This window comes from Mesorhizobium kowhaii, from assembly GCF_042431665.1.
Classification (GTDB): Bacteria; Pseudomonadota; Alphaproteobacteria; order Rhizobiales; family Rhizobiaceae; genus Mesorhizobium; species Mesorhizobium kowhaii.
Genome location: NZ_JBHLYT010000002.1, coordinates 353,097 through 372,356, shown reverse-complemented (window position 1 = coordinate 372,356; position 19,260 = coordinate 353,097). Strand labels below are relative to the sequence as shown.

At 62.7% G+C, this 19,260-nt stretch carries 18 protein-coding genes; 12 read left to right on the top strand and 6 right to left on the bottom strand.

The window, feature by feature from the left end:
- Positions 1-32 precede the first annotated feature (32 nt).
- The 6 genes from ftsZ to ACFFNA_RS02525 all read left to right on the top strand — a co-directional run bounded on the left by ftsZ (position 33) and on the right by ACFFNA_RS02525 (position 9,110).
- Positions 33-1,706: a cell division protein FtsZ gene (gene ftsZ / locus ACFFNA_RS02550; protein ID WP_378915343.1), complete on the top strand. Its 1,674-nt coding sequence runs from the start codon at positions 33-35 to the stop codon at positions 1,704-1,706.
- A 282-nt stretch (positions 1,707-1,988) separates the two neighbouring features.
- Positions 1,989-2,939 carry a UDP-3-O-acyl-N-acetylglucosamine deacetylase gene (lpxC, locus tag ACFFNA_RS02545; protein ID WP_378915341.1) on the top strand — a complete coding sequence of 317 codons (951 nt, stop codon included), beginning with the start codon at positions 1,989-1,991 and terminating at the stop codon, positions 2,937-2,939.
- A 263-nt stretch (positions 2,940-3,202) separates the two neighbouring features.
- Positions 3,203-4,075 carry an outer membrane protein assembly factor BamD gene (locus ACFFNA_RS02540; protein WP_111543668.1) on the top strand — a complete coding sequence of 291 codons (873 nt, stop codon included), beginning with the start codon at positions 3,203-3,205 and terminating at the stop codon, positions 4,073-4,075.
- Between the two features lie 201 nt (positions 4,076-4,276).
- The gene (recN, locus tag ACFFNA_RS02535; protein WP_378915339.1) at positions 4,277-5,950 is read left to right on the top strand and encodes a DNA repair protein RecN; all 1,674 of its coding nucleotides are present in this window, start codon (positions 4,277-4,279) and stop codon (positions 5,948-5,950) included.
- 263 nt (positions 5,951-6,213) lie between these two features.
- Positions 6,214-8,418, top strand: a complete 2,205-nt coding sequence (ligA, locus tag ACFFNA_RS02530) for an NAD-dependent DNA ligase LigA (RefSeq protein WP_378915337.1) — start codon at positions 6,214-6,216, stop codon at positions 8,416-8,418.
- Complete coding sequence (locus ACFFNA_RS02525) at positions 8,418-9,110, top strand: DUF2461 domain-containing protein (protein WP_378915335.1); 693 nt, start codon at positions 8,418-8,420, stop codon at positions 9,108-9,110. Before ligA ends, ACFFNA_RS02525 begins: the two co-directional genes overlap by 1 nt.
- Positions 9,111-9,193: 83 nt before the next feature.
- On the opposite strand, the gene ACFFNA_RS02520 is transcribed toward ACFFNA_RS02525, so the two are convergent.
- Positions 9,194-10,132, bottom strand: coding sequence for a VOC family protein (locus tag ACFFNA_RS02520; RefSeq protein ID WP_378915333.1), 939 nt, complete (start codon positions 10,130-10,132; stop codon positions 9,194-9,196).
- Positions 10,133-10,224: 92 nt separating this feature from the next.
- On the opposite strand from ACFFNA_RS02520, the gene ACFFNA_RS02515 reads away from it, so the two are divergent.
- Entirely contained in the window at positions 10,225-10,941 is a 717-nt protein-coding gene (locus tag ACFFNA_RS02515) for an AzlC family ABC transporter permease (protein ID WP_378915331.1), read from the top strand.
- Positions 10,938-11,234 carry a branched-chain amino acid transport AzlD family protein gene (locus ACFFNA_RS02510; protein ID WP_111543674.1) on the top strand — a complete coding sequence of 99 codons (297 nt, stop codon included), beginning with the start codon at positions 10,938-10,940 and terminating at the stop codon, positions 11,232-11,234. Before ACFFNA_RS02515 ends, ACFFNA_RS02510 begins: the two co-directional genes overlap by 4 nt.
- 42 nt (positions 11,235-11,276) lie before the next feature.
- Here ACFFNA_RS02510 and ACFFNA_RS02505 read toward each other — a convergent pair whose 3' ends face one another.
- The 3 genes from ACFFNA_RS02505 to ACFFNA_RS02495 all read right to left on the bottom strand — a co-directional run bounded on the left by ACFFNA_RS02505 (position 11,277) and on the right by ACFFNA_RS02495 (position 14,801).
- Positions 11,277-13,121: an aminopeptidase P family protein gene (locus ACFFNA_RS02505; RefSeq protein WP_378915329.1), complete on the bottom strand. Its 1,845-nt coding sequence runs from the start codon at positions 13,119-13,121 to the stop codon at positions 11,277-11,279.
- Positions 13,122-13,266: 145 nt separating this feature from the next.
- Positions 13,267-14,139, bottom strand: coding sequence for a 50S ribosomal protein L11 methyltransferase (locus ACFFNA_RS02500; protein ID WP_378915327.1), 873 nt, complete (start codon positions 14,137-14,139; stop codon positions 13,267-13,269).
- Positions 14,140-14,225: 86 nt separating this feature from the next.
- A complete protein-coding gene (locus tag ACFFNA_RS02495; RefSeq protein WP_111543677.1) occupies positions 14,226-14,801 on the bottom strand; it encodes an SCO family protein in 576 nt (191 codons plus the stop codon).
- Between the two features lie 336 nt (positions 14,802-15,137).
- Between ACFFNA_RS02495 and ACFFNA_RS02490 the strand changes: the two genes are divergently transcribed.
- The 3 genes from ACFFNA_RS02490 (at position 15,138) to ACFFNA_RS02480 (ending at position 17,044) form a co-directional block, all read left to right on the top strand.
- Positions 15,138-15,641 carry a CreA family protein gene (locus tag ACFFNA_RS02490; protein WP_378915325.1) on the top strand — a complete coding sequence of 168 codons (504 nt, stop codon included), beginning with the start codon at positions 15,138-15,140 and terminating at the stop codon, positions 15,639-15,641.
- 84 nt (positions 15,642-15,725) lie between these two features.
- Positions 15,726-16,367: a DapH/DapD/GlmU-related protein gene (locus tag ACFFNA_RS02485; protein ID WP_378915323.1), complete on the top strand. Its 642-nt coding sequence runs from the start codon at positions 15,726-15,728 to the stop codon at positions 16,365-16,367.
- Between the two features lie 251 nt (positions 16,368-16,618).
- Positions 16,619-17,044, top strand: a complete 426-nt coding sequence (locus ACFFNA_RS02480; RefSeq protein ID WP_378915321.1) for a low affinity iron permease family protein — start codon at positions 16,619-16,621, stop codon at positions 17,042-17,044.
- A 35-nt stretch (positions 17,045-17,079) separates the two neighbouring features.
- Here the strand turns inward: ACFFNA_RS02480 and ACFFNA_RS02475 are convergent, their stop codons facing one another.
- Positions 17,080-17,946, bottom strand: coding sequence for an SDR family NAD(P)-dependent oxidoreductase (locus ACFFNA_RS02475; protein WP_378915319.1), 867 nt, complete (start codon positions 17,944-17,946; stop codon positions 17,080-17,082).
- Between the two features lie 238 nt (positions 17,947-18,184).
- Here ACFFNA_RS02475 and ACFFNA_RS02470 point away from each other — a divergent pair, with 238 nt between their 5' ends.
- Positions 18,185-18,466 (top strand): hypothetical protein, encoded by a 282-nt coding sequence (locus ACFFNA_RS02470; protein ID WP_111543681.1) that lies wholly within the window; start codon positions 18,185-18,187, stop codon positions 18,464-18,466.
- An 89-nt stretch (positions 18,467-18,555) separates the two neighbouring features.
- Here ACFFNA_RS02470 and ACFFNA_RS02465 read toward each other — a convergent pair whose 3' ends face one another.
- Positions 18,556-19,131: a TMEM175 family protein gene (locus ACFFNA_RS02465; RefSeq protein ID WP_378915316.1), complete on the bottom strand. Its 576-nt coding sequence runs from the start codon at positions 19,129-19,131 to the stop codon at positions 18,556-18,558.
- Between the last annotated feature and the right edge of the window lie 129 nt (positions 19,132-19,260).

The window sequence follows — 19,260 nt, the reverse complement described above, 5'->3', positions numbered from 1 at the left end:
CGAAGCGGCGTGAAAGGCAAAGGACGGAGACAATGACCATCAATCTGCAGAAGCCGGACATCACCGAGCTTAAGCCGCGCATCACCGTGTTCGGTGTCGGCGGCGGCGGCGGCAATGCCGTCAACAACATGATCACCGCCGGTCTGCGCGGTGTCGAGTTCGTGGTGGCCAACACCGACGCGCAGGCGCTGACAATGTCGAAAGCCGATCGGCTGATCCAGCTCGGCGCCCATGTCACCGAAGGCCTTGGTGCCGGATCGCAGCCGGAAGTCGGGCGCGCGGCGGCGGAAGAATGCATCGACGAGATCATCGATCATCTGTCCAACACCCATATGTGCTTCGTCACCGCCGGTATGGGCGGCGGCACCGGTACCGGTGCTGCTCCGGTCGTGGCGCGTGCCGCCCGCGAAAAGGGCATCCTCACCGTCGGCGTCGTCACCAAGCCGTTCCATTTCGAAGGCCAGCGCCGCATGAAGACGGCGGATTTTGGCATCGAAGAGCTGCAGAAATGCGTCGATACCCTCATCGTCATCCCCAACCAGAACCTGTTCCGGTTGGCCAATGACAAGACCACCTTCGCCGACGCCTTCGCCATGGCCGACCAGGTGCTCTATTCCGGTGTTGCCTGCATCACCGACCTGATGGTCAAGGAAGGCCTGATCAATCTCGACTTCGCCGACGTCCGCTCGGTCATGCGCGAGATGGGCAAGGCGATGATGGGCACCGGCGAGGCTTCGGGCGAGGGCCGCGCGATGGCCGCCGCTGAGGCTGCCATTGCCAACCCGCTGCTCGATGAGACCTCGATGAAGGGCGCCAAGGGCCTGCTGATCTCGATCACCGGCGGCCGCGACCTGACCCTGTTCGAAGTCGACGAAGCGGCGACCCGCATCCGCGAGGAAGTCGACCAGGATGCCAACATCATCCTCGGCGCCACCTTCGACGAAGAACTCGAAGGCGTCATCCGCGTCTCGGTGGTTGCCACCGGCATCGACAAGTCGGCGGCTGAAATCGCCGCAGCGCCGATATCGATCCGCACCGCACCGCCGAAGCCGGTCAGCCGGCCGGCCGTCGCCGCGGTGGAAAGCCGCCCGGCGCCGGTCCAGCAGGCAGCTTACGAACCGCGCGCCGTCGACCCGGTCGCCGAGGCCATCCAGCTGGCCGAAGCAAATGCAGCGGCCATGGCGCAGGCTCGTCCGGCTCCCGTTGCCCACGCAGAGGATTTCCGCCCGCAGAGCAAGATCTTCCAAGCGCCGCCAGCACAGCCGATGCCGCAGCCAGTGGTGCAGCCGGCTCAGCAGCCGCGCGAAATGCTGCAGCGTGAAGCTCCGCAGCCGGTTGCGATGGCGCCGCAGCGGATGCCGCGCGTCGAGGACTTTCCGCCGGTCGTCAAGGCCGAGGTGGATGCCAAGAGCCGCCCGGTCGACCACGAGAACAACAGCGGACCGATGGGCCTTCTGAAGCGCCTGACCAACGGCCTGACCCGTCGCGAGGAAGAGCCTGCACGGCTGCAGCCGGCGCAGCCGCGCGAACCCAAGCTGCGCCAGGCAGCGCCCGAAGTGCGCCGACTTGCCAGCCAGGACGCGCAGCTCTACGCGCCGCGCCGCGGTCAACTGGACGAGCAGGGCCGCCTGACTCCGCAGGTCAGGCCGACTCAGGATGACGATCAGTTGGAGATTCCGGCGTTCCTGCGCCGCCAGGCCAACTGATCGGTAAACGAGCTTTAACGATTGTTAACAGGCAGGCAAGGAATTGCTTGCCTGTTAACGTTTTTAGTATTGTGATTTCAATCACTTACAGAGAGGCGCAGGATCCGGTTCGCGGTTACAAAGAGTAAGAAACCGTGATTTGGAGTCTCCCTCCCTCGACACTATCTTCGCTGCCTACCATGGTCGGTTTGCCGGGTTTTCGGGGGAAAGTCGCCCTGCCTGCCGATTTCAACAAGAGCCGCGCCCTCGGGCTGGAGAAGCGGACCTAGGCATTACGGGCTTATGGGGATTGTCTTGCACGACTATCAGACGACAGTGAAGACGCGCGTGTCGCTTACCGGCACCGGCGTTCACAGCGGCAAGGAAGTTTCCATCAGCTTTATGCCGGCCGATGCCGACACCGGCATCGTCTTCCAGCTTTTCAATGGCGCAGAGCAGGGCCGCGAATTCCGCGCCCTGGTTTCCGAAGTCGGCGCCACAGACCTGTGCACCATGCTTGGTGATCCCGCTGGCGAACACATCGCCACGGTCGAGCACATCATGGCAGCACTGTTCGGGCTCGGCATCGACAATGTCGCCATCGAGATCGACGGTTCCGAGGTTCCCATCTTCGATGGCAGCGCCATGGCGTTCGTCGAAGCCATCGACCAGGCAGGCGTTGAGACGCTGTCGGTCAAGCGACGCTATATCAGGGTCATCAAGCCGGTTCGCATCGAGAACGGCGCCTCGTGGGCGGAGTTCAAGCCTTATGACGGCACCCGTTTCGAGATCGAGATCGACTTCGAAAGCCCGGCGATCGGCCGGCAGCTGTTCGCGTCCGACCTCAACGCCGATATTTTCCGCCGCGACCTCGCGCGCGCCCGCACCTTCGGCTTCATGAAGGATGTCGAGCGGCTGTGGGCCGCCGGCTACGCCCTCGGCTCCTCGCTGGAGAATTCGCTGGTGATCGGTGACGACAACCGCGTCATCAACATGGGCGGCCTGCGCTATCCCAACGAGTTCGTGCGCCACAAGACGCTTGATGCCATGGGCGACCTGGCGCTGGCCGGCGCCCGTTTCATCGGCTGCTTCCGCTCCTATCGCGGCGGCCACAGGATGAATGCCGCTGCGCTGCGCCGGCTGCTGTCGGATCGCACGGCATTCGAGATCGTCGAGACGACACGCCGCGAGCGTGGCCGCAGCGCCGAGATGAACGCCGTCAACGCGCCGCTCTACGCGCCTTGGATGATTTGATTTTCTTAACTTTTTTCGGATTCCATGGCGGGTAGAGGTGTTGCACGAATGCACCACCTGTTGGTGAAATTGCACGGATTTTCAAGCAGCGTCCGATCGCCACAAAAATGTGCGATTGGCCGGCGATAGCGTTGCCGGGCAAGGCGGTTATGGTTTATGGCTGCTGCCTTCGATTAGTGCATGTCGCTCAAAAGTGGGGACCAAGTTTGGGACAACGGCATGCAACACGCATTGAAATAACGCCGAAAGGGCGGAATCCAATCATGTTCTTCAAGCGAGTTGGTCAATCGAAAGCGCCGCAGCGGGCTGTTTTCCTGGCGCTTTCGGTGGTTGTTCCATCGCTCTTCCTGTCGGCCTGCATGTCGTCGGAGAAAGATATCGACCTGTCGACCTATGTCGACCAGACCGAGCCGGCCGATGTTCTCTACAATCAGGGCCTTGCCAATCTGAATGCCGGACGCCTGCAAGAGGCGAGCCGCAAATTCGATGCCGTCGACCGCCAGCATCCCTATTCGGAATTCGCCCGCAAATCGATGGTGATGGGCGCTTTCGCCGACTATCGCCAGGGCAATTACGATGAGGCGATCGGCTCGGCCAAGCGCTATCTCACGCTCTATCCGTCGACCGATGATGCCGCCTATGCGCAGTACATCATCGGCTTGAGCTACTACCGCCAGATCAAGGACGTGACGCAAGACCAGAAGGAAGCGCGCCAGACCCTTCAGACGATGCAGGACCTGGTAACGCGCTGGCCGACATCGGAATATGTCGACGACGCCAAGGAAAAGATGCGCTTCGCCAACGATCAGCTGGCCGGCAAGGAAATGCAGATCGGCCGCTACTATCTCGAGCGCCGCGAATACATCGCCGCCGTCAAGCGCTTCCGCACCGTGGTGGAGAACTACTCCAACACGCGTCATGTCGAGGAAGCCCTGGCCCGCCTGACCGAAAGCTATTACGCGATGGGCCTGACCTCGGAGGCGCAGACCGCTGCCGCCGTGCTCGGCACCAACTACCCCGACAGCCCGTGGTACAAGGATTCCTACAAGCTGCTGCAGAGCAATGGGCTTGCGCCGCGCGAGAATGCCGGCTCGTGGATATCCAAGGCCGGGAAGATGATCACCGGCGGCGCCTGACCCAGAGCATTGGACCGAAGCGTGCGAAGCGCTTTTTCGGATTGATCCGGCGCTCAAACAAAAAGATAGTGCGGCGCTGCGACTCCAGATGGTCGCGTGCCGCTTTAAGGCGCGTCGCGCTTTAAGTCTTTTGTTTTTGTGCATGTCGTTCTCCCAAAACCGGGTCCACTTTTGGGCGACATGCAATAGGTCCGGGTTCTGATGCTTTCCAGACTGTCGATCCGCGATATCGTCCTGATCGAGAAGCTGGATATCGACTTTCAGCCGGGTCTTTCCGTGCTGACCGGCGAAACCGGCGCCGGCAAGTCCATCCTGCTCGATGCCCTGTCGCTGGCGCTCGGCGCGCGCGGCGACGCGTCGCTGGTACGCCATGGCGCGGCGCAGGGCCAGGTGATCGCCGTCTTCGACGTGCCGCGCAACCATCCGGCCCGTACACTGCTTGCCGAAAACGCCATCGACGATGACGGCGACATCATCCTGCGCCGCCTGCAGACGGCCGATGGCCGCACTCGCGTCTTCGTCAACGATCAGCCCTCGAGCGTCACGCTGATGCGCGATGTCGGCCGCGCGCTGGTCGAAATCCACGGCCAGCACGACGAACGCGCTTTGGTCGATCCCGGCGCGCACCGCGATGTACTCGACGCCTTCGGTGGCCATCTCGGCACTGTCCGCTCGACCGGCGAGGCATGGCGGCACTGGCGCGCCTGCGAGCAGGAACTGTCGCGTCACCGCGCCAAGGTGGCGGCGGCCGCGCGCGAGGCCGACTATCTGCGTGCGGCGGTGGCTGAGCTGACGAAGCTCGATCCGCAGCCGGGCGAGGAGACCGATCTCGCCGAGCTGCGCGCATCGATGATGCGGGCGGAGAAGATCGCTTCCGAAATCCATGATGCGCAAGATGTGCTGTCCGGCCCGTCCTCGCCCTTGCCGCAACTGGCGAGCCTGCTCAGACGCTTGCAACGCAAGGTGACCGAAGCGCCGGGCCTGCTCGACGACGTGGTCAAGTCGCTCGACGAGGCGATGCTGTCGCTCGACGCCGCGCAATCGGGGGTCGAGGCAGCACTGCGCGCCACCGAATATGATCCGCAGCGGCTGGAGAAGGCGGAGGAGCGGTTGTTTTCGCTGCGCGCCGCATCACGCAAGCACACCGTGGCCGTCGACGACCTGGCGCAATTGCGCGACACGATGTCGGCCGATCTCGCCGATCTCGATGCCGGCGAGGAACGCTTGCACGGGCTGGAAAAGCAGGCTGCCGCGGCGCGCGAGACCTATGACATTGCCGCCGCACAGCTGTCCTCGCTTCGTCATGCGGCGGCGGTCGGTCTGACCAAGGCCGTCATGGCCGAATTGCCGGCGCTGAAGCTCGAACGCGCCGCCTTCATCGTCGAGATGGAGAGCGAGGCCGAGAGCCGCATGGAAGAGGGTATCGACCAGATCGAGTTCTGGGTGCGCACCAATCCAGGCACGCGGCCCGGGCCGATGATGAAAGTGGCTTCCGGCGGCGAGCTTTCGCGCTTCCTTTTGGCGCTGAAGGTGGCGCTGGCCGACCGTGGTTCGGCGCCGACGCTGGTTTTCGATGAAATCGACACCGGCGTGGGCGGCGCTGTCGCCGACGCCATCGGCCAGCGACTGGCGCGGCTGTCGAAGCGCGTCCAGGTGCTGTCGGTCACGCATGCGCCGCAGGTGGCGGCGCGCGCGGCGACGCATTTCCTGATCTCCAAGTCGGGCGGCGCCGACCGCGTCGCGACTGGCATTGCCGAGATGGACCGTCCGGCGCGGCAGGAAGAGATCGCGCGCATGCTCGCCGGCGCCACCATCACCGACGAGGCGCGTGCGGCGGCCGAGCGGCTGCTGCGCGAGAACACCGCCGCGTCCTGACGGTGCACGGTTCGCCAGGCTGGCAAAATCCGGACTTGGCAACAGAGTCAGCTTGTGGCGCCATCCCGCTGTTTCGGCGCGGTTTTATCAGAATTTTGCTCCCTTGAATCCGAAAGCTGATCTATGGTCGCGGACCACTAAAGCGCGTCGCGTCGAATCGGATTTACGCGACGCGCTTTAGGTCTTTGTTTCTATGCATGTCGTTGTCCCAAAACTGCTGCGCACTTTTGGGCGACATACACTGTTGAGCCGGGTCTGAAACCATGTCCGAAAAACCAGCCGATGCCCTGACAGAAAGCGAAGCCGAAGCCGAGCTGAAGCGCCTGGCGGAAGAGATCGCCGAGCATGACCGGCGCTACCATACCGAGGACGCGCCGATAATCACCGACGCGCAATATGATGCGCTGACACGGCGCAACCTTGCCATCGAGCAGCGCTTTCCGGCGCTGGTGCGCGAGGATTCGCCGTCGCGCAGGGTCGGCGCTGCGCCGGCGGAAGGCTTCGCCAAGGTGCGCCATGCGGTGCCGATGCTCAGCCTCGCCAAGGCCTATACCGACGAGGATGTCGCCGATTTCATCGAACGCGGCCGGCGGTTCTTCGATCGCGACAAGGATCTCGACATCGCCTTCACGGCCGAGCCGAAGATCGACGGTTTGTCGGCTTCGCTGCGCTATGAGGGCGGCGTGTTCGTGCAGGGCGCAACGCGTGGCGACGGTGCCGTCGGCGAGGACATCACCGCCAATCTCAGGACGATCGCCGACATTCCCGCGAAGCTGAAGGGCTCGGGCTGGCCAGAGGTCATCGAGATACGCGGCGAGGTCTATATGACCTACGCGGAATTCGAGGCGCTGAAGCAACGCTCGGCGGCGGTTGGCGGCCAGGAATACGTCAATCCGCGCAACACGGCAGCCGGTTCCTTGCGCCAGAAGGATCCATCTGTCACCGCCAGCCGCAACCTCAAATTCTTCGCCTATGCCTGGGGCTATACGTCGGAGGATCCCGCTCCGACCCAGTACGGCTCTGTGCAGAAGTTCAAGGATTGGGGTTTCGCGATCAGTCCGCTGATGGTGCGGGCGAAGTCGGCCGAGGAGCTGATCGCGCATTATCATCGGATCGAGGAGCAGCGCTCCTCGTTGGGCTATGACATTGACGGCGTCGTCTACAAGGTCGACCAGCTGGAGCTGCAGCGCAGATGGGGTTTCGTCACTGGCGAGCCGCGCTGGGCGGTTGCGCATAAATTCCCCGCCGAACAGGCGATGACGACGGTGCAGAAGATCGACATCCAGGTCGGCCGCACCGGCACGCTGGCGCCGGTTGCGCGGCTGGCGCCGGTCACGGTTGGCGGTGTCGTGGTCGAAAACGTCACGCTGCACAATGAGGACTACATCAAGGGTCTGGACAGCACGGGCCAGCCGATCCGCGACGGCATCGACGTGCGTATCGGCGATACGGTGGTGATCCAGCGGGCAGGGGACGTCATACCGCAAATCGTCAGCGTCGTCATCGACAAGCGTCCGCCCGATGCCGTGCCATACGAGTTCCCGCACACCTGTCCGATCTGCGGCTCGCCGGCGACGCGCGAGATCAACGAGAAGACCGGCAAGGAAGATTCCCGCCGCCGCTGCACCGGCGAACTGATCTGCCCCGCGCAGGCCGTGGAAGGATTGCGCCACTTCGTGTCTCGCGGTGCCTTGGACATCGAAGGCCTCGGCGCGGAAAACATAGACACCTTCTTCAACGCGGGATTGATCAAGACAGCCGCCGATATCTTCACGCTCAGGGATCGCCGTCCTGCCGTCACCAAGGCGCTTGCCGAGCGGCGTGAGGAGCAGGCCAGGCAGCGCGAGGCCGCATCGGGCAAGACGCGCAAGAATGTGCGCAGCGTCGAGGACCGCAATTACGAAGGCCTCGACAAGCTGTTCGCTGCCATCGATTCGCGCCGTGAACCGGAACTGGACCGCTTCATCTTCGCGCTCGGCATCCGCCATATCGGCGAAACGACGGCCGCGGTGCTTGCCAAAACCTTCTCGACCATTGAGGAGTTGATCCGCGTCGGCAAGGAGACAGCGGCAGCCGACGATCCGCATACCGTTTTCCCATCGGTCAACGGCATCGGCGACACGGTGATCGACGCGCTTCGCGATTTCTTCGGCAATGAGCGCAATGACGACGTGCTGGATGCGCTGCTCAAGCAGGTCAAGCCGAAGCCGTATGTCGTGACCATCTCGGCCGACAGCGCGGTCGCCGGCAAGACGATCGTGTTCACAGGCACGCTGGAAAAGATGACGCGCCCCGAAGCCAAGGCGATGGCCGAACGTCTCGGCGCGAAGGTCGCAGGCTCGGTTTCGGCGAAGACGGATCTGGTGGTCGCCGGGCCGGGTGCCGGCTCCAAGCTTAAGCTCGCCAGCGAACTCGGCGTCGAAGTGATCGACGAGGACGCCTGGCTGGTGCGGATCGGCAAGGCGTGATGGAAGGTGCATTCAAAGGTTTCGGCCAGAAGGCCATTCCGTTCCTGAAAGCGCTGGATTTCCATCAGAGCCGGGAGTGGTTCCTGGAAAACCGCGACCTGTTCGAAAAGGAGATGCGCGACCCCTTCGGCGATCTGGTCGAAACGCTCACCGAGCGTTTCGCGCAGGCCGGGCTCGGTCTGCGCGGCGATCGCAAGAAGTCGCTGTTCCGCATCAACCGCGATGTGCGCTTCGCCAAGGACAAGCGGCCCTACAACCGGCATTTGTCGGCAATCCTGTCGCCCGACGGCACCAAGATGGAGCAGGGCGTGTTCTACGTTCATATCGGGCTGGAGCGCTGTTTTGCCGACGTCGCCTGGTGGCAGCCGGAGCCGGCGCTGCTGCTGGCGATGCGCAAAACCATCGCGACGCAACCCGACAAATTCCGCGCCGTGGTAAAGGCATTGAAGAAGAACCGTCTTGAACTCGAGACGGAAGGCCGCATGAAGCGTACGCCACGCGGCTTCGAACATATCAGCGAACCCGATCTGACTGACGCCATCCGCAACCGGCATTTTGTCGTCCAGCACGTGATCGACCCAGCGGGAATCCATACGTCGGAGCTGGTCGACGAACTCGTCGATTTCACCGTGCGCGCCAGGCCGCTGCTCGACTGGGGCAGGGCGATCGAGGGCAAGGTCCCCGAGAAATAGACAACCCACATTTCATATTTCTTCGCTCGTCGTCAGCTGATGCCGAGACGGATCAGATGAGTCATACCGCTTGCAGGGCGCTGTTAAGTCGAAAAGGCGACCGCCGTTCCGAAGCCCCGCGTCGGCGACAGGACGAGCCGACTGCCGGCCCACGGCAGCCCGAGATCGGTGAAGGTTTCGAGCGTTCGGCACCTGATGGTCAGTCCGGCAAGATGGGGGCCGTCATCAGGATGGGGAGGTGACATGCCGAAGGCATCTTCAAAAGCCTGCGGGTTGGCCAAAATGATGGCCCCTGTGTGGGTATTGAAGACAATGCTGCCTGCGCTTCCCTTTTCTGCAGCCACGCCCGTAAAAGCCCGCACATGCTCAGCAAGATCAAGTGCATCTTTGCCCGAAAGCCAGACGTCGCGAACGGTCTGCGCCGAGTTGGCGTGCCCAAGATATTGTGGCTGCGCGTAATATTCCGGCCGGAAATGCTGGCAAGCGAAATGGCCGAACCACGGTGCCGCCGGCGTTGACAGGAAAGCCAGCGAAAAGCCGACGCGAACGTCCTCGCCGGTCGGCATCTTTGCCATGCGGGAGAATTCGAAGGGCTGATATGTCCGCAACCCTTCTGCCATCCAGGCCGCTCTGTCGGCGGCGGCATCCGACGTATCCAGCACCGTCATCGAGAATCCTTCATGTCGGGCCAGATAGTCGCGATTGAAAGCCGAGAAGGAGAATTTGCCTTCTCCATGCTCGACAACGTCCTGCGGAATCGTGACTGACAGAAGTTCCAGATAGTTGCCGTGCAACTGAATGATCGAATTGCCGGTGCCGAATGGGTGCTGACCGCGCGGGGTCAGAGTAAAACCGAGTTCGCGATAGGCAGAACGAAGCGCGTCGAGATCGTGAGCTGCCAAAACGAGGTGGTTTATGCCGTTCATGGGCCTGCCCTCAACAGACGACGGTTTGTTCCGGTCAAACGACCGAAGAACCGTACAGCTTCTGCTTGTTTGAGCCAATGCTGAGCGTTGGTCCATGACATCAGTTTCGCTGATTTATCGGCTCAAGCGAATTCGTCTGACTTTTCAATCGCAAACACCTACATGTCGGCGCGACCTAGGAACGTGAGATGTCAGCAGAGACCTTGACCGAAAATTCTCCGGCCAGCGATTTTTGGCTTGGCGTCCGGGCAAGCATTCCGACCGTGGTTGCGGCTTCGCCCTTTGCGTTGCTCTTTGGTGCGCTCGCGGTTGACAATGGCATGTCCGTGACTGAAGCGACGCTGATGAGTGCGACGATCTATGGCGGCGCCAGTCAAATGGTCGGCATTGAGCTGTTCGGCCATCAGGTCGCGCCTTGGCTGATCGTGCTTTCGATCTTCGCGGTAAACTTCAGGCACGTGCTTTATTCGGCATCGGTTGGCCCGCGCCTCGCGCATTGGCCGCCGATCAAGCAAGCGATCGCCTACTTCTTCCTCGTCGATCCGCAATATGCCGAGGCGGAGGTCAAGAGCGAGCGCGGTGAAGAAGTGACGTTCGTCTGGTATATGGGCATGGCGCTGCCGATCTACATGCTCTGGGTGGCGCTGTCGGCAGCGGGCGCGGCGTTTGGCGGCTTGATACCCAACCCGCATGCGATTGGCCTCGACTTCCTGCTTCCCATCTATTTTCTCGGACTGGTGACCGAATTTCGTGACCGGCCGCTTTGGTTGCCGGTCGTCCTGATAAGCGCTGCCGCCTCTATCCTGGCTTACAAATTTGTCGGCTCACCCTGGCATGTGTCGATTGGTGCCGCCGCTGGAATTGTGTTTGCCGCTGCAATGCCGAAGCGTGGAGCGGCGCTGTGAGCACGACACTGTGGATCATACTCGCGGGTGCATTGGTCACCTATGCCACGCGCGTAGGCGGGCACCTCGTGCTCTCGCGTTTCGAACATGTGCATCCGCGCGTCGAGGCGGGTTTGAACGCCGTACCAGCAGCAGTGCTGACAACGCTGGTGGCGCCGGCCGCGCTCGGGGCCGGGCCGGTGGAATGGGCTGCGCTGGGGCTCGCCGGCGCAGTATCGCTGCGCGGTGGGCTTCTGCCAATGTTTCTGGTTGGTGCAGCCGTGTTGATCATTGGCCGGCATCTGGTCGGTTAAGCGCCGCGTCCTATCGGACACGGACTCCACGCCGGCACGTCTTCAAATCTTCGCGTCATGCGGCAGTGGCGCGGTGGCCTTTTCCAGCCAGGCCAGCGTTTCGCCGTCGAGCATCGGCCCAATCTCGGCCAGCACGCGGGCATGGTACGTGTCGAGCCAGTGCAGCTCGTCGCGCGTCAAGAGATCGGTGCGCACCAGCTGCTTGTCGATCGGTGCCAGCGTCAGCGTCTCGAAGCCGTGCATGGCGATGTCGCCACCCTCGACCTCTTCCGCCGGCGTCACCAGGATCAGGTTCTCGATGCGGATGCCGTAGGAGCCTTCCTTGTAGTAGCCCGGCTCGTTGGACAGCATCATGCCTTCGAGCAGCTTTTCGGTGCCGGTGCGGGCGATGCGCTGCGGGCCCTCATGCACGGCCAGATAGGAGCCGACGCCATGGCCGGTGCCGTGGGCGAAGTCGCAGCCGTGCTTCCACAGCGCCATGCGGGCGACGGCGTCGATTTCCGAGCCGCGCGTGCCGGCGGGGAAACGCAGCGTCGAGATGCCGATCATGCCTTTCAGCACCAGCGTGAAGCGTTCGCGCATTTCCTCGGTCGGCTGGCCGATAGGCACCGTGCGGGTGATGTCGGTGGTGCCGTCCTGATACTGGCCGCCGGAATCGAGCAGGAACAATTCGCCGGCCTGCAGCTTGCGGCTGGTGGCGCGCGAAACGCGGTAATGCATGATGGCGCCGTTCGGGCCGGCGCCGGAAATGGTGTCGAAGGAGATGTCGCGCAGCGGCATCTGGGTTTCCTCGCCGGTCTGCCGGCGCGCCTCTTCGAGCTTGGTCACAACGGTAATCTCATCGAGCGAGCCGGGTTTCTGGCGCTCCAGCCAGCACAAAAGCTTCGCCACCGCGGCGCCATCGCGGCGATGCGCGGCGCGGGAACCGTTGATCTCGGCCTGGTTCTTGGTGGCGCGCGGAATGCGGGCGGGGTCGGCTGCGGCAACCACCGTGCCGCCATTGTCTTCGACCAGTATGCGCAGCCTGTCGGCCGCCAGCACCGGGTCGAGCGCGATTTTCGCGCCACCCTTGGCAAGGGCCACGATCGCCGCTTCGAATTCGCCGGGCTCATGCGGCTCGGCGAGCTGCGTGAGATAGGCCGCGACCTGGCGCGAGAACTTGCGCCGGTCCATGAAAAGCTGGTGCGATCCGTCGGCAGCGAGGATGGCGAAGCCGAGCGCCAGCGGTGTGTGCGGCACGTCGCCGCCACGGATGTTGAAGGCCCAGGCGATGGAGGAGGGGTCGGTCAGCACCGCATGGGTGGCGCCGTCCTTGGCGATCGCCGTTGCCAGCCGCGCCAGCTTGTCCTTGGCGAGCTCGCCGGCAAAGCCGATCGGGTGGAGTTCGACCGGCGCCGCCGGCGCCTCCGGCTGATCCTTCCAGATGATGTCGATCGGGTTCTTGTCGAGCGGCACCAGCACAGCGCCGGTCTTGTCGGCCGAGGCTTGCAGCGCCTTGAGCTCGCTGATCGTGTGTAGCCACGGGTCAAAGCCGAGCCGCGCGCCCTTGCCGACATTGTCCTTAAGCCAGGCGGCTGGCGGGTTGTCGACCAGGCTTTCGATCGAAAAGATGTTGAGATCGACCTCGTGGCGCACCTGCAGCGTGTAGCGCCCGTCGACAAAGACAAAGGCGCGGTCGCGCAGAACGATGGCGACACCGGCCGAGCCGCTGAAACCGGTCAGCCATTTCAGCCGCGCCGAGCGATCGGCGACATATTCCCCCTGGTGCTCGTCGGCGCGCGGCACGATGAAGCCGTCCAGCCCGTTGGCCGCCAGCCATTGGCGCAGCAGCGCAACACGCGGCTTGCCGACTGCCGGGTCACCCGCGGAATCGAAGGTCTGGAACATTGTGGCCTCCCTGAATTCGGCGCGACCGTAGCGCATGACCCCGAAAATCGGAATCGATTTCCAGCTGGCGCAACCTGCTACAGCGTCGCTTGACTGACAACCGGCTGGGCTTGGTCCAAGCGCGGTCGTTGCCGGCTTGTCTGCCTCAATGCTTGAGGTGGATCGTCACCCAGCCCTCGCGATGCAAGGTGCGCACGTGGCGGAAGTTCTGGCCGACATAGGCCGAGACGACGGCGTCGCGCTGGCGCTCGAGGATACCTGACAGCACGATCGAGCCGCCAAGCGCGATGTGATCGGCCATTTGCGGCGCCAACCGCATCAGCGGCCGCGCCAATATGTTGGCGACGATGAGATCGAAAGGCGCGCGTTTGCCAAAGATCGGATGGTGAAAGCCCGGCGCGGTCACCGTCTCCACCAGCGCCTTGACGTGGTTGAGCCGCGCATTGGCGGCAGCCACCCTGACCGCCACCGGGTCGATGTCGGTGGCTAGCACCGGAATGTGCGCCAGCTTGGCGACGGCGATGGCCAGCACCGCGCTGCCGGTGCCGAGGTCGAGCGCATTTCGCGGGTGCTCGCGGCGCATGACCTTTTCCAGCATTTCCAGGCAGCCGGCGGTGGTGCCGTGGTGGCCGGTGCCGAAGGCAAGACCCGCCTCGATCTCGATGGCAAGTTCGCCGCTGTGGCGCTTCCGGCGGTCATGCGCGCCGTGGACGAAGAAACGGCCGGCGCGCACCGGCTTCAAGCCTTCCAGCGAGCGCGCCACCCAGTCGATATCGGGCAGGGATTCGCGCTCGATAGGCTTCGCTATGGAAAGGCCGACAAGGATGTCCTTGGCCCGCGCCTCGACCGCATCGACGTCGCCATCGGCATAGAGCGACACTTCGTAGATGTCGCGATCCTCGTCGACCTCCAGCACGGCGATCGGCAGGCCTTCATCCTCGAAGGCCGCCTCGAACGCCGCGAAAATGCTGTCCGCCTCGAGCTTTCCGGTAATGAAATGAAGCCGCGTCTGGGTCATGGATATGTGTCTTGTTTGAGCATGATCTTGTCCGAAAACCGGTTCCCACTTTTCGCTGACGCGGTCCTTCGGTTCGGGATCATGCGTCAGCCCGCGGCCAATCGCTTCAACTTGGCAATGGCGGTGTCAGGGCTTTCGCCATAGGCGATGGTGCCGGCAAAGTCGCCCTTGGCGTTGAGCAGCAGCACCGAGGCGGTGTGATCCATCGTGTAGTCGCCGTCGCCGGTGTCGACCTTCTTCCAGTAGATGCCGAACGACTTGGCCATGGCATGGACCTTGTCCGGGTCGCCGGTGATGCCGACGATGCGGTCGGAGAAATTGCTGACATAGCTGTTCATGACATCTGGCGTGTCGCGCTCCGGATCGACCGAGACGAAATAGGCGTGCAGGTTCTTGCCGTCGTCGCCGAGCGTCTTCAGCCAGCCGGCCAGTTCGAACAGCGTGGTCGGGCAGACCTCGGGGCAATGGGTGAAGCCGAAGAAGACGACACTGGGCTGGCCCCTGAAGGCGGCCTCGGTGATCGGCGCGCCTTTCTGGTCGACCAGCGTAAAGGCGGCGCCGAAGGGCTCGCCACCATAGTGGCCGCGGTACCAGTCGAAGGTCAGCCAGCCGATGCCGGCCGCCATCAGGACGAGAATGCCGACCAGAATAGAACGCATCATCAGTATGGTCCGTCCGCAGAAATCATCGGGGCGCCGGCCACATGCCGCGCCAGCACGACAGTCTTAGAGCCTGTTTGGAAATTCTACTCTGGTGGCCATCTGATGGCGTTTTCTGCGCTTCCGTTGCTCACGGACCAAATGTCCGCTGCGCTACGGTTCTCGAAATCACCACCATATGACTCGCCAGAGCGAATTTCGAAACAGTCTCTTAGCGGTTCTACCCCGCCCAGGCAAAGTGCCGCGTTGCCGCAACCGCATTGGTGTTGACGTATCTGCTTGCAAAGCCGGGCTGATCGCCCCACCTGTGACCGGCAACTCGAACCGCAGGAGGCTATGTTGCAAGGACTGATTGGGCGAAAACTGATCGGCGGCGCGTTGGCCGCGTGCGTTGTCCTTGGCGCCGGCGCGGCCGTCGCCGATGAAGTCGGCAAGGTCGGTGTCGACTGGCTCGGCAACGACATCATCGTCGAGGCGATCAAGGATCCGAAGGTGGAGGGCGTCACCTGCCACGTCTCCTATTTCGATCGCGGCATCATCGATCGTCTGCACAAGGGCAACTGGTTCGAGGATCCCTCCGATTCCTCGATCTCCTGCCGCCAGACCGGTCCCATCACCATCGGGGACATCGACATGAGCGAAGGCGGCGAGGAAGTGTTCAAGCAGGGCATCAGCCTGATCTGGAAGAAGCAAGTGGTCAACCGCATCTACGACAAGGCCAACGAGACGCTGATCTACCTGTCGCATTCGCGCCAGGTGCAGAATGGCTCGGCCAAGATGTCGGTCACCACCGTGCCGCTCTACGGCCAGAACGTGGTGTGGACCAACGGCAAGCCGAAATAGTTGGTTCCAACTCTTTCCCGGAACTGGTCTGACGGACGATTGGTGCCGCTTGCGGGACCAATCGCTCGGGGGTAAAGCCGCCGCATGGACCGTTCCGAAAATCTCGTCCCGAAGGATTCCGAGCCGCGCATCCATCCGACCGCGGAACTGAAGGCCTGCAAGCTCGGCCGCTATGCCTCGATCGGCGAGCGGGTGGTGCTGCGCGAGGTGACGGTCGGCGACTTCTCTTATTTCGAGCGCCACGCCGAAGCGATCTACACGACGATCGGCAAATTCTGTTCGATCGCCTCCAACAGCCGCATCAACGCGCTGGAGCACCCGATCGAGCGGCTGACCCAGCATAAGGTCAGTTACCGGCCGAACGAGTATTTTCGCTGGCTGGGCGTCGACGCCGCATTCCGCGCGCGGCGGCAGGCGAAAGCCGTGACCATGGGCCATGATGTCTGGATCGGCCACGGTGCGGTGATCATGCCCGGGGTCACCATCGGCAATGGCGCCGTCATCGGCGCCAATGCGGTGGTGACGCATGATGTGCCGCCCTACGCCATCGTCACCGGGGTGCCGGCCAGACCGCTCAGGCCACGCTTTCCTGCCGCTGTCGCGTCACGGATCGAAGCGCTCGCCTGGTGGGACTGGCCGGTCGAAAAGCTCGCCAGGGCGGTTCCCGACATGCAGGAAATGCCGATCGAGGCTTTCCTCGACCGCTGGGAAAACGACGCCATCTGACCGGACTGAAACCCCTTCCGCCATGCGGGGGTGGCGCAGCGGAAGGGGCCGGAGGTATACCGCTGTGAAGCGGAAGGAGCAGGTTCTCTTGCCTGCACGGTTACTGTGACATTGAAGCCATAAGGTGTGTTTGCCACCTTGTTCTCTTTATGCGTGTATCCAATTGTGCCTGACGTATTTGTTTGCGCCGGGAACCTGAAACGGTCGTCGGTTGTTTCTCATTGTGCCGCGGCGTTGAGGGATTTCGATAGATGGAAAAGCTTTTCACTACGATCGCCAACAGGGTCGCCCATATAACCGGCCTGCCGCTGACATTTGCCGTCTGTTGCCTGATCGTCGCGGTCTGGGCGGTGAGCGGGCCGTTCTTCGGCTTCTCGGACACCTGGCAGCTCGTCATCAACACCGGCACGACCGTCATCACCTTCCTGATGGTCTTTCTCATCCAGAACACCCAGAATCGCGACGGCGCGGCGATCCAGGCCAAGCTCGACGAACTGATCCGGGTCAGCGAGGGCCACAACAACTTCATCGGCATCGAACATCTGACCGAATCCGAAGTCGAGGAGATCCGCGACAAATGCGAGCGTGCGGCCAAGCGGCATGACGAGAAGATCGCCGCCGTGACTGCGAAGAAGGCCGTGGCGCAGAAGCGCGGGCCGAAAAAGCACGCGGCCTGAAAGGCTGAAAATTCAGGACCAGTCTCCGAGAACGCTCAGCGCTTCATGTAGGCCGCGAAAGGCTCCTTGTAGTCCGGATGCCAGCGCGACAGAGCCGGTCGGTTCTCGATGATGTCGCCGATCGCCCAGGCCATGCGCTTTTCATCCAGCGGCCGCGCCGCTTCATTGTCCGGGCACAGGATGTAGAAATCGCCCCTGGTCAGGGATTCCAGCATGAAATCAACGACCTGTTCGCCAGTCCAGGCGCCGGCCGGTTTTTCCGTCGCGCCCTCTGTTAGGCCGGTAAAGGTGAAGCCGGGGATCAGCAGATGGGCGGCGAGATGGGCGCCGGGTTCGTTGCGCAGCGCATGCGCCAAGCCTTCGGTGTAGGTCTTCACCCCGGCCTTCGAGACATTGTAGGCAAGGTTTCCGGGCGGCGTGGTGATGCCTTGCTTGGAGCCGGTATTGATGATCAGCCCCGGCTTGGCCGAGGCCAGCATGCGCGGCGCGAAGGCCTCGACGCCGTGCACGACGCCCCAGAAATTGATGTCCAGAAGCCGCTTCCAGGCATCGCGGTTTTCCCAAGGCTTTCCGGGGTTGTTGCCGACGCCGGCATTGTTCATCAGCAGCGACACGTCGCCGAAGGCGCCGAACGCTCTTTCGGCGAGACGGTCCACCTCATCCGCGTTCGATACGTCGGCGGCGACGGCAAGCACGGCATCCTCGCCCGCAATCGCAGCGACGACGCGGGAGGCGTCGTCAAGGCGCGCGCTGCCGATATCCGCCAGCACGATCTTCATGCCCATCAATGCAAGCCGCTTGGCGGCCGCAAGACCAATACCGCTGGCGGCGCCAGTGATGACGGCGGTGTTGCCCGGGCCAAGCGCGGGCAGGGCGGTCTGGATTTCGGCGTCGGTGATCATGGGCGATGGCTTCCTTCTTTCGATGGCGCCGAACTTAGCGCTGGAACGGGCTTGCGCAAGCCTCTCTGCGCCTAAAGCGCATCGCGTTTGAAGGGAAACATGCGGCGCGCTCAAGGTCTTGTTTTCATGCATGTCGTTGTCCCAAAACCGCTGCGCGCTTTCGGGCGAGATGCCTCGGCCGGGTTGACCAGCCCGGCCGAGGCTGCGCATGTTGCCGTGAGAAATGGAGATTTCCTGATTGACGGACTGGGTCGCAATTCTGAAGGAACAGACAGCCACCGGCGATCAGATGAGCCGCGAGGTGCCGCAGATGCTGGTCAACCCCGACATCAGCGAAGCGCAGGTGAAGACGCTCTTTTCCGCCCTGGAGAAACAAGCCGAGTTCGTCGAGAAGCTGCGCATGGCGCTGGAGAAGTTTGGCCATGATTTCTCGATCATCAAGGCGGCGGAACGGCTGGAGGAGCGCTATGCCGACCTTGCCGCTTCAGTGGCGGAAAAACTGAAGGCGATGCGCAAATAGAGCAATTCCAGGAAAGATGTGTAGCGGTTTTCCCGGGAAAAGCGCATAGCGCTTTCCCTTGGGAATTGCGTCAAACACGTAGATAACAGCTACTTTTCGATCACCCGCGCGAAGCGCGTATCCGGCACGAGCCAGACCATCGCGACCAGCACGTAAAGCGCGACGCCGATCCACTGATTGACGAAGGTCAGCAGGACGGCTGCGATGTAGACAGCCAGCGAAAGCTTGCCCTTGCGGTCATTGCCCAGCGCCTTGGCAAAGGCTGTGTCGTTGCCGTGCAGGCGATGCAGCGCGGCCGCCAGAATATTATAGGCGATGGCGCATAGCGCGAGATCGGCGCCATAGACGGCGACCGGCACCGGCGCAAAGTGGTTCTCGCCCATGAACGCCGTCGTCGCCGGCACCAGCGACAGCCAGAACAGCATGTTCAGGTTCGCCCACAGCACGCGGCCGTCGACGCGCTGCACGGTATGGAACATGTTGTGCAGATTGTTCCAGTAGATGCCGACATTGATGAAGGACAGTACGTAGGAGAAGAAGATCGGCCACAACGGCAACAGGGCGGAAACATCCTCGCCATGCGGCACTTTCAGCTCGAGCACCATGATGGTGATGATGATGGCCACCACGCCATCGGTGAATGCCTCGACCCTGCTTTTGCCCATGGATTCTCCCCCTCTAACGGCGAAATCTACGCGATGGCGGGACGGGCGGCTACCGGCCATGTGGCTGGGCGAACCGGAGGTAGTCGGCACAGTGTTCAGCGGTGGCAGGAAAGCCCAGACATGCGGCGT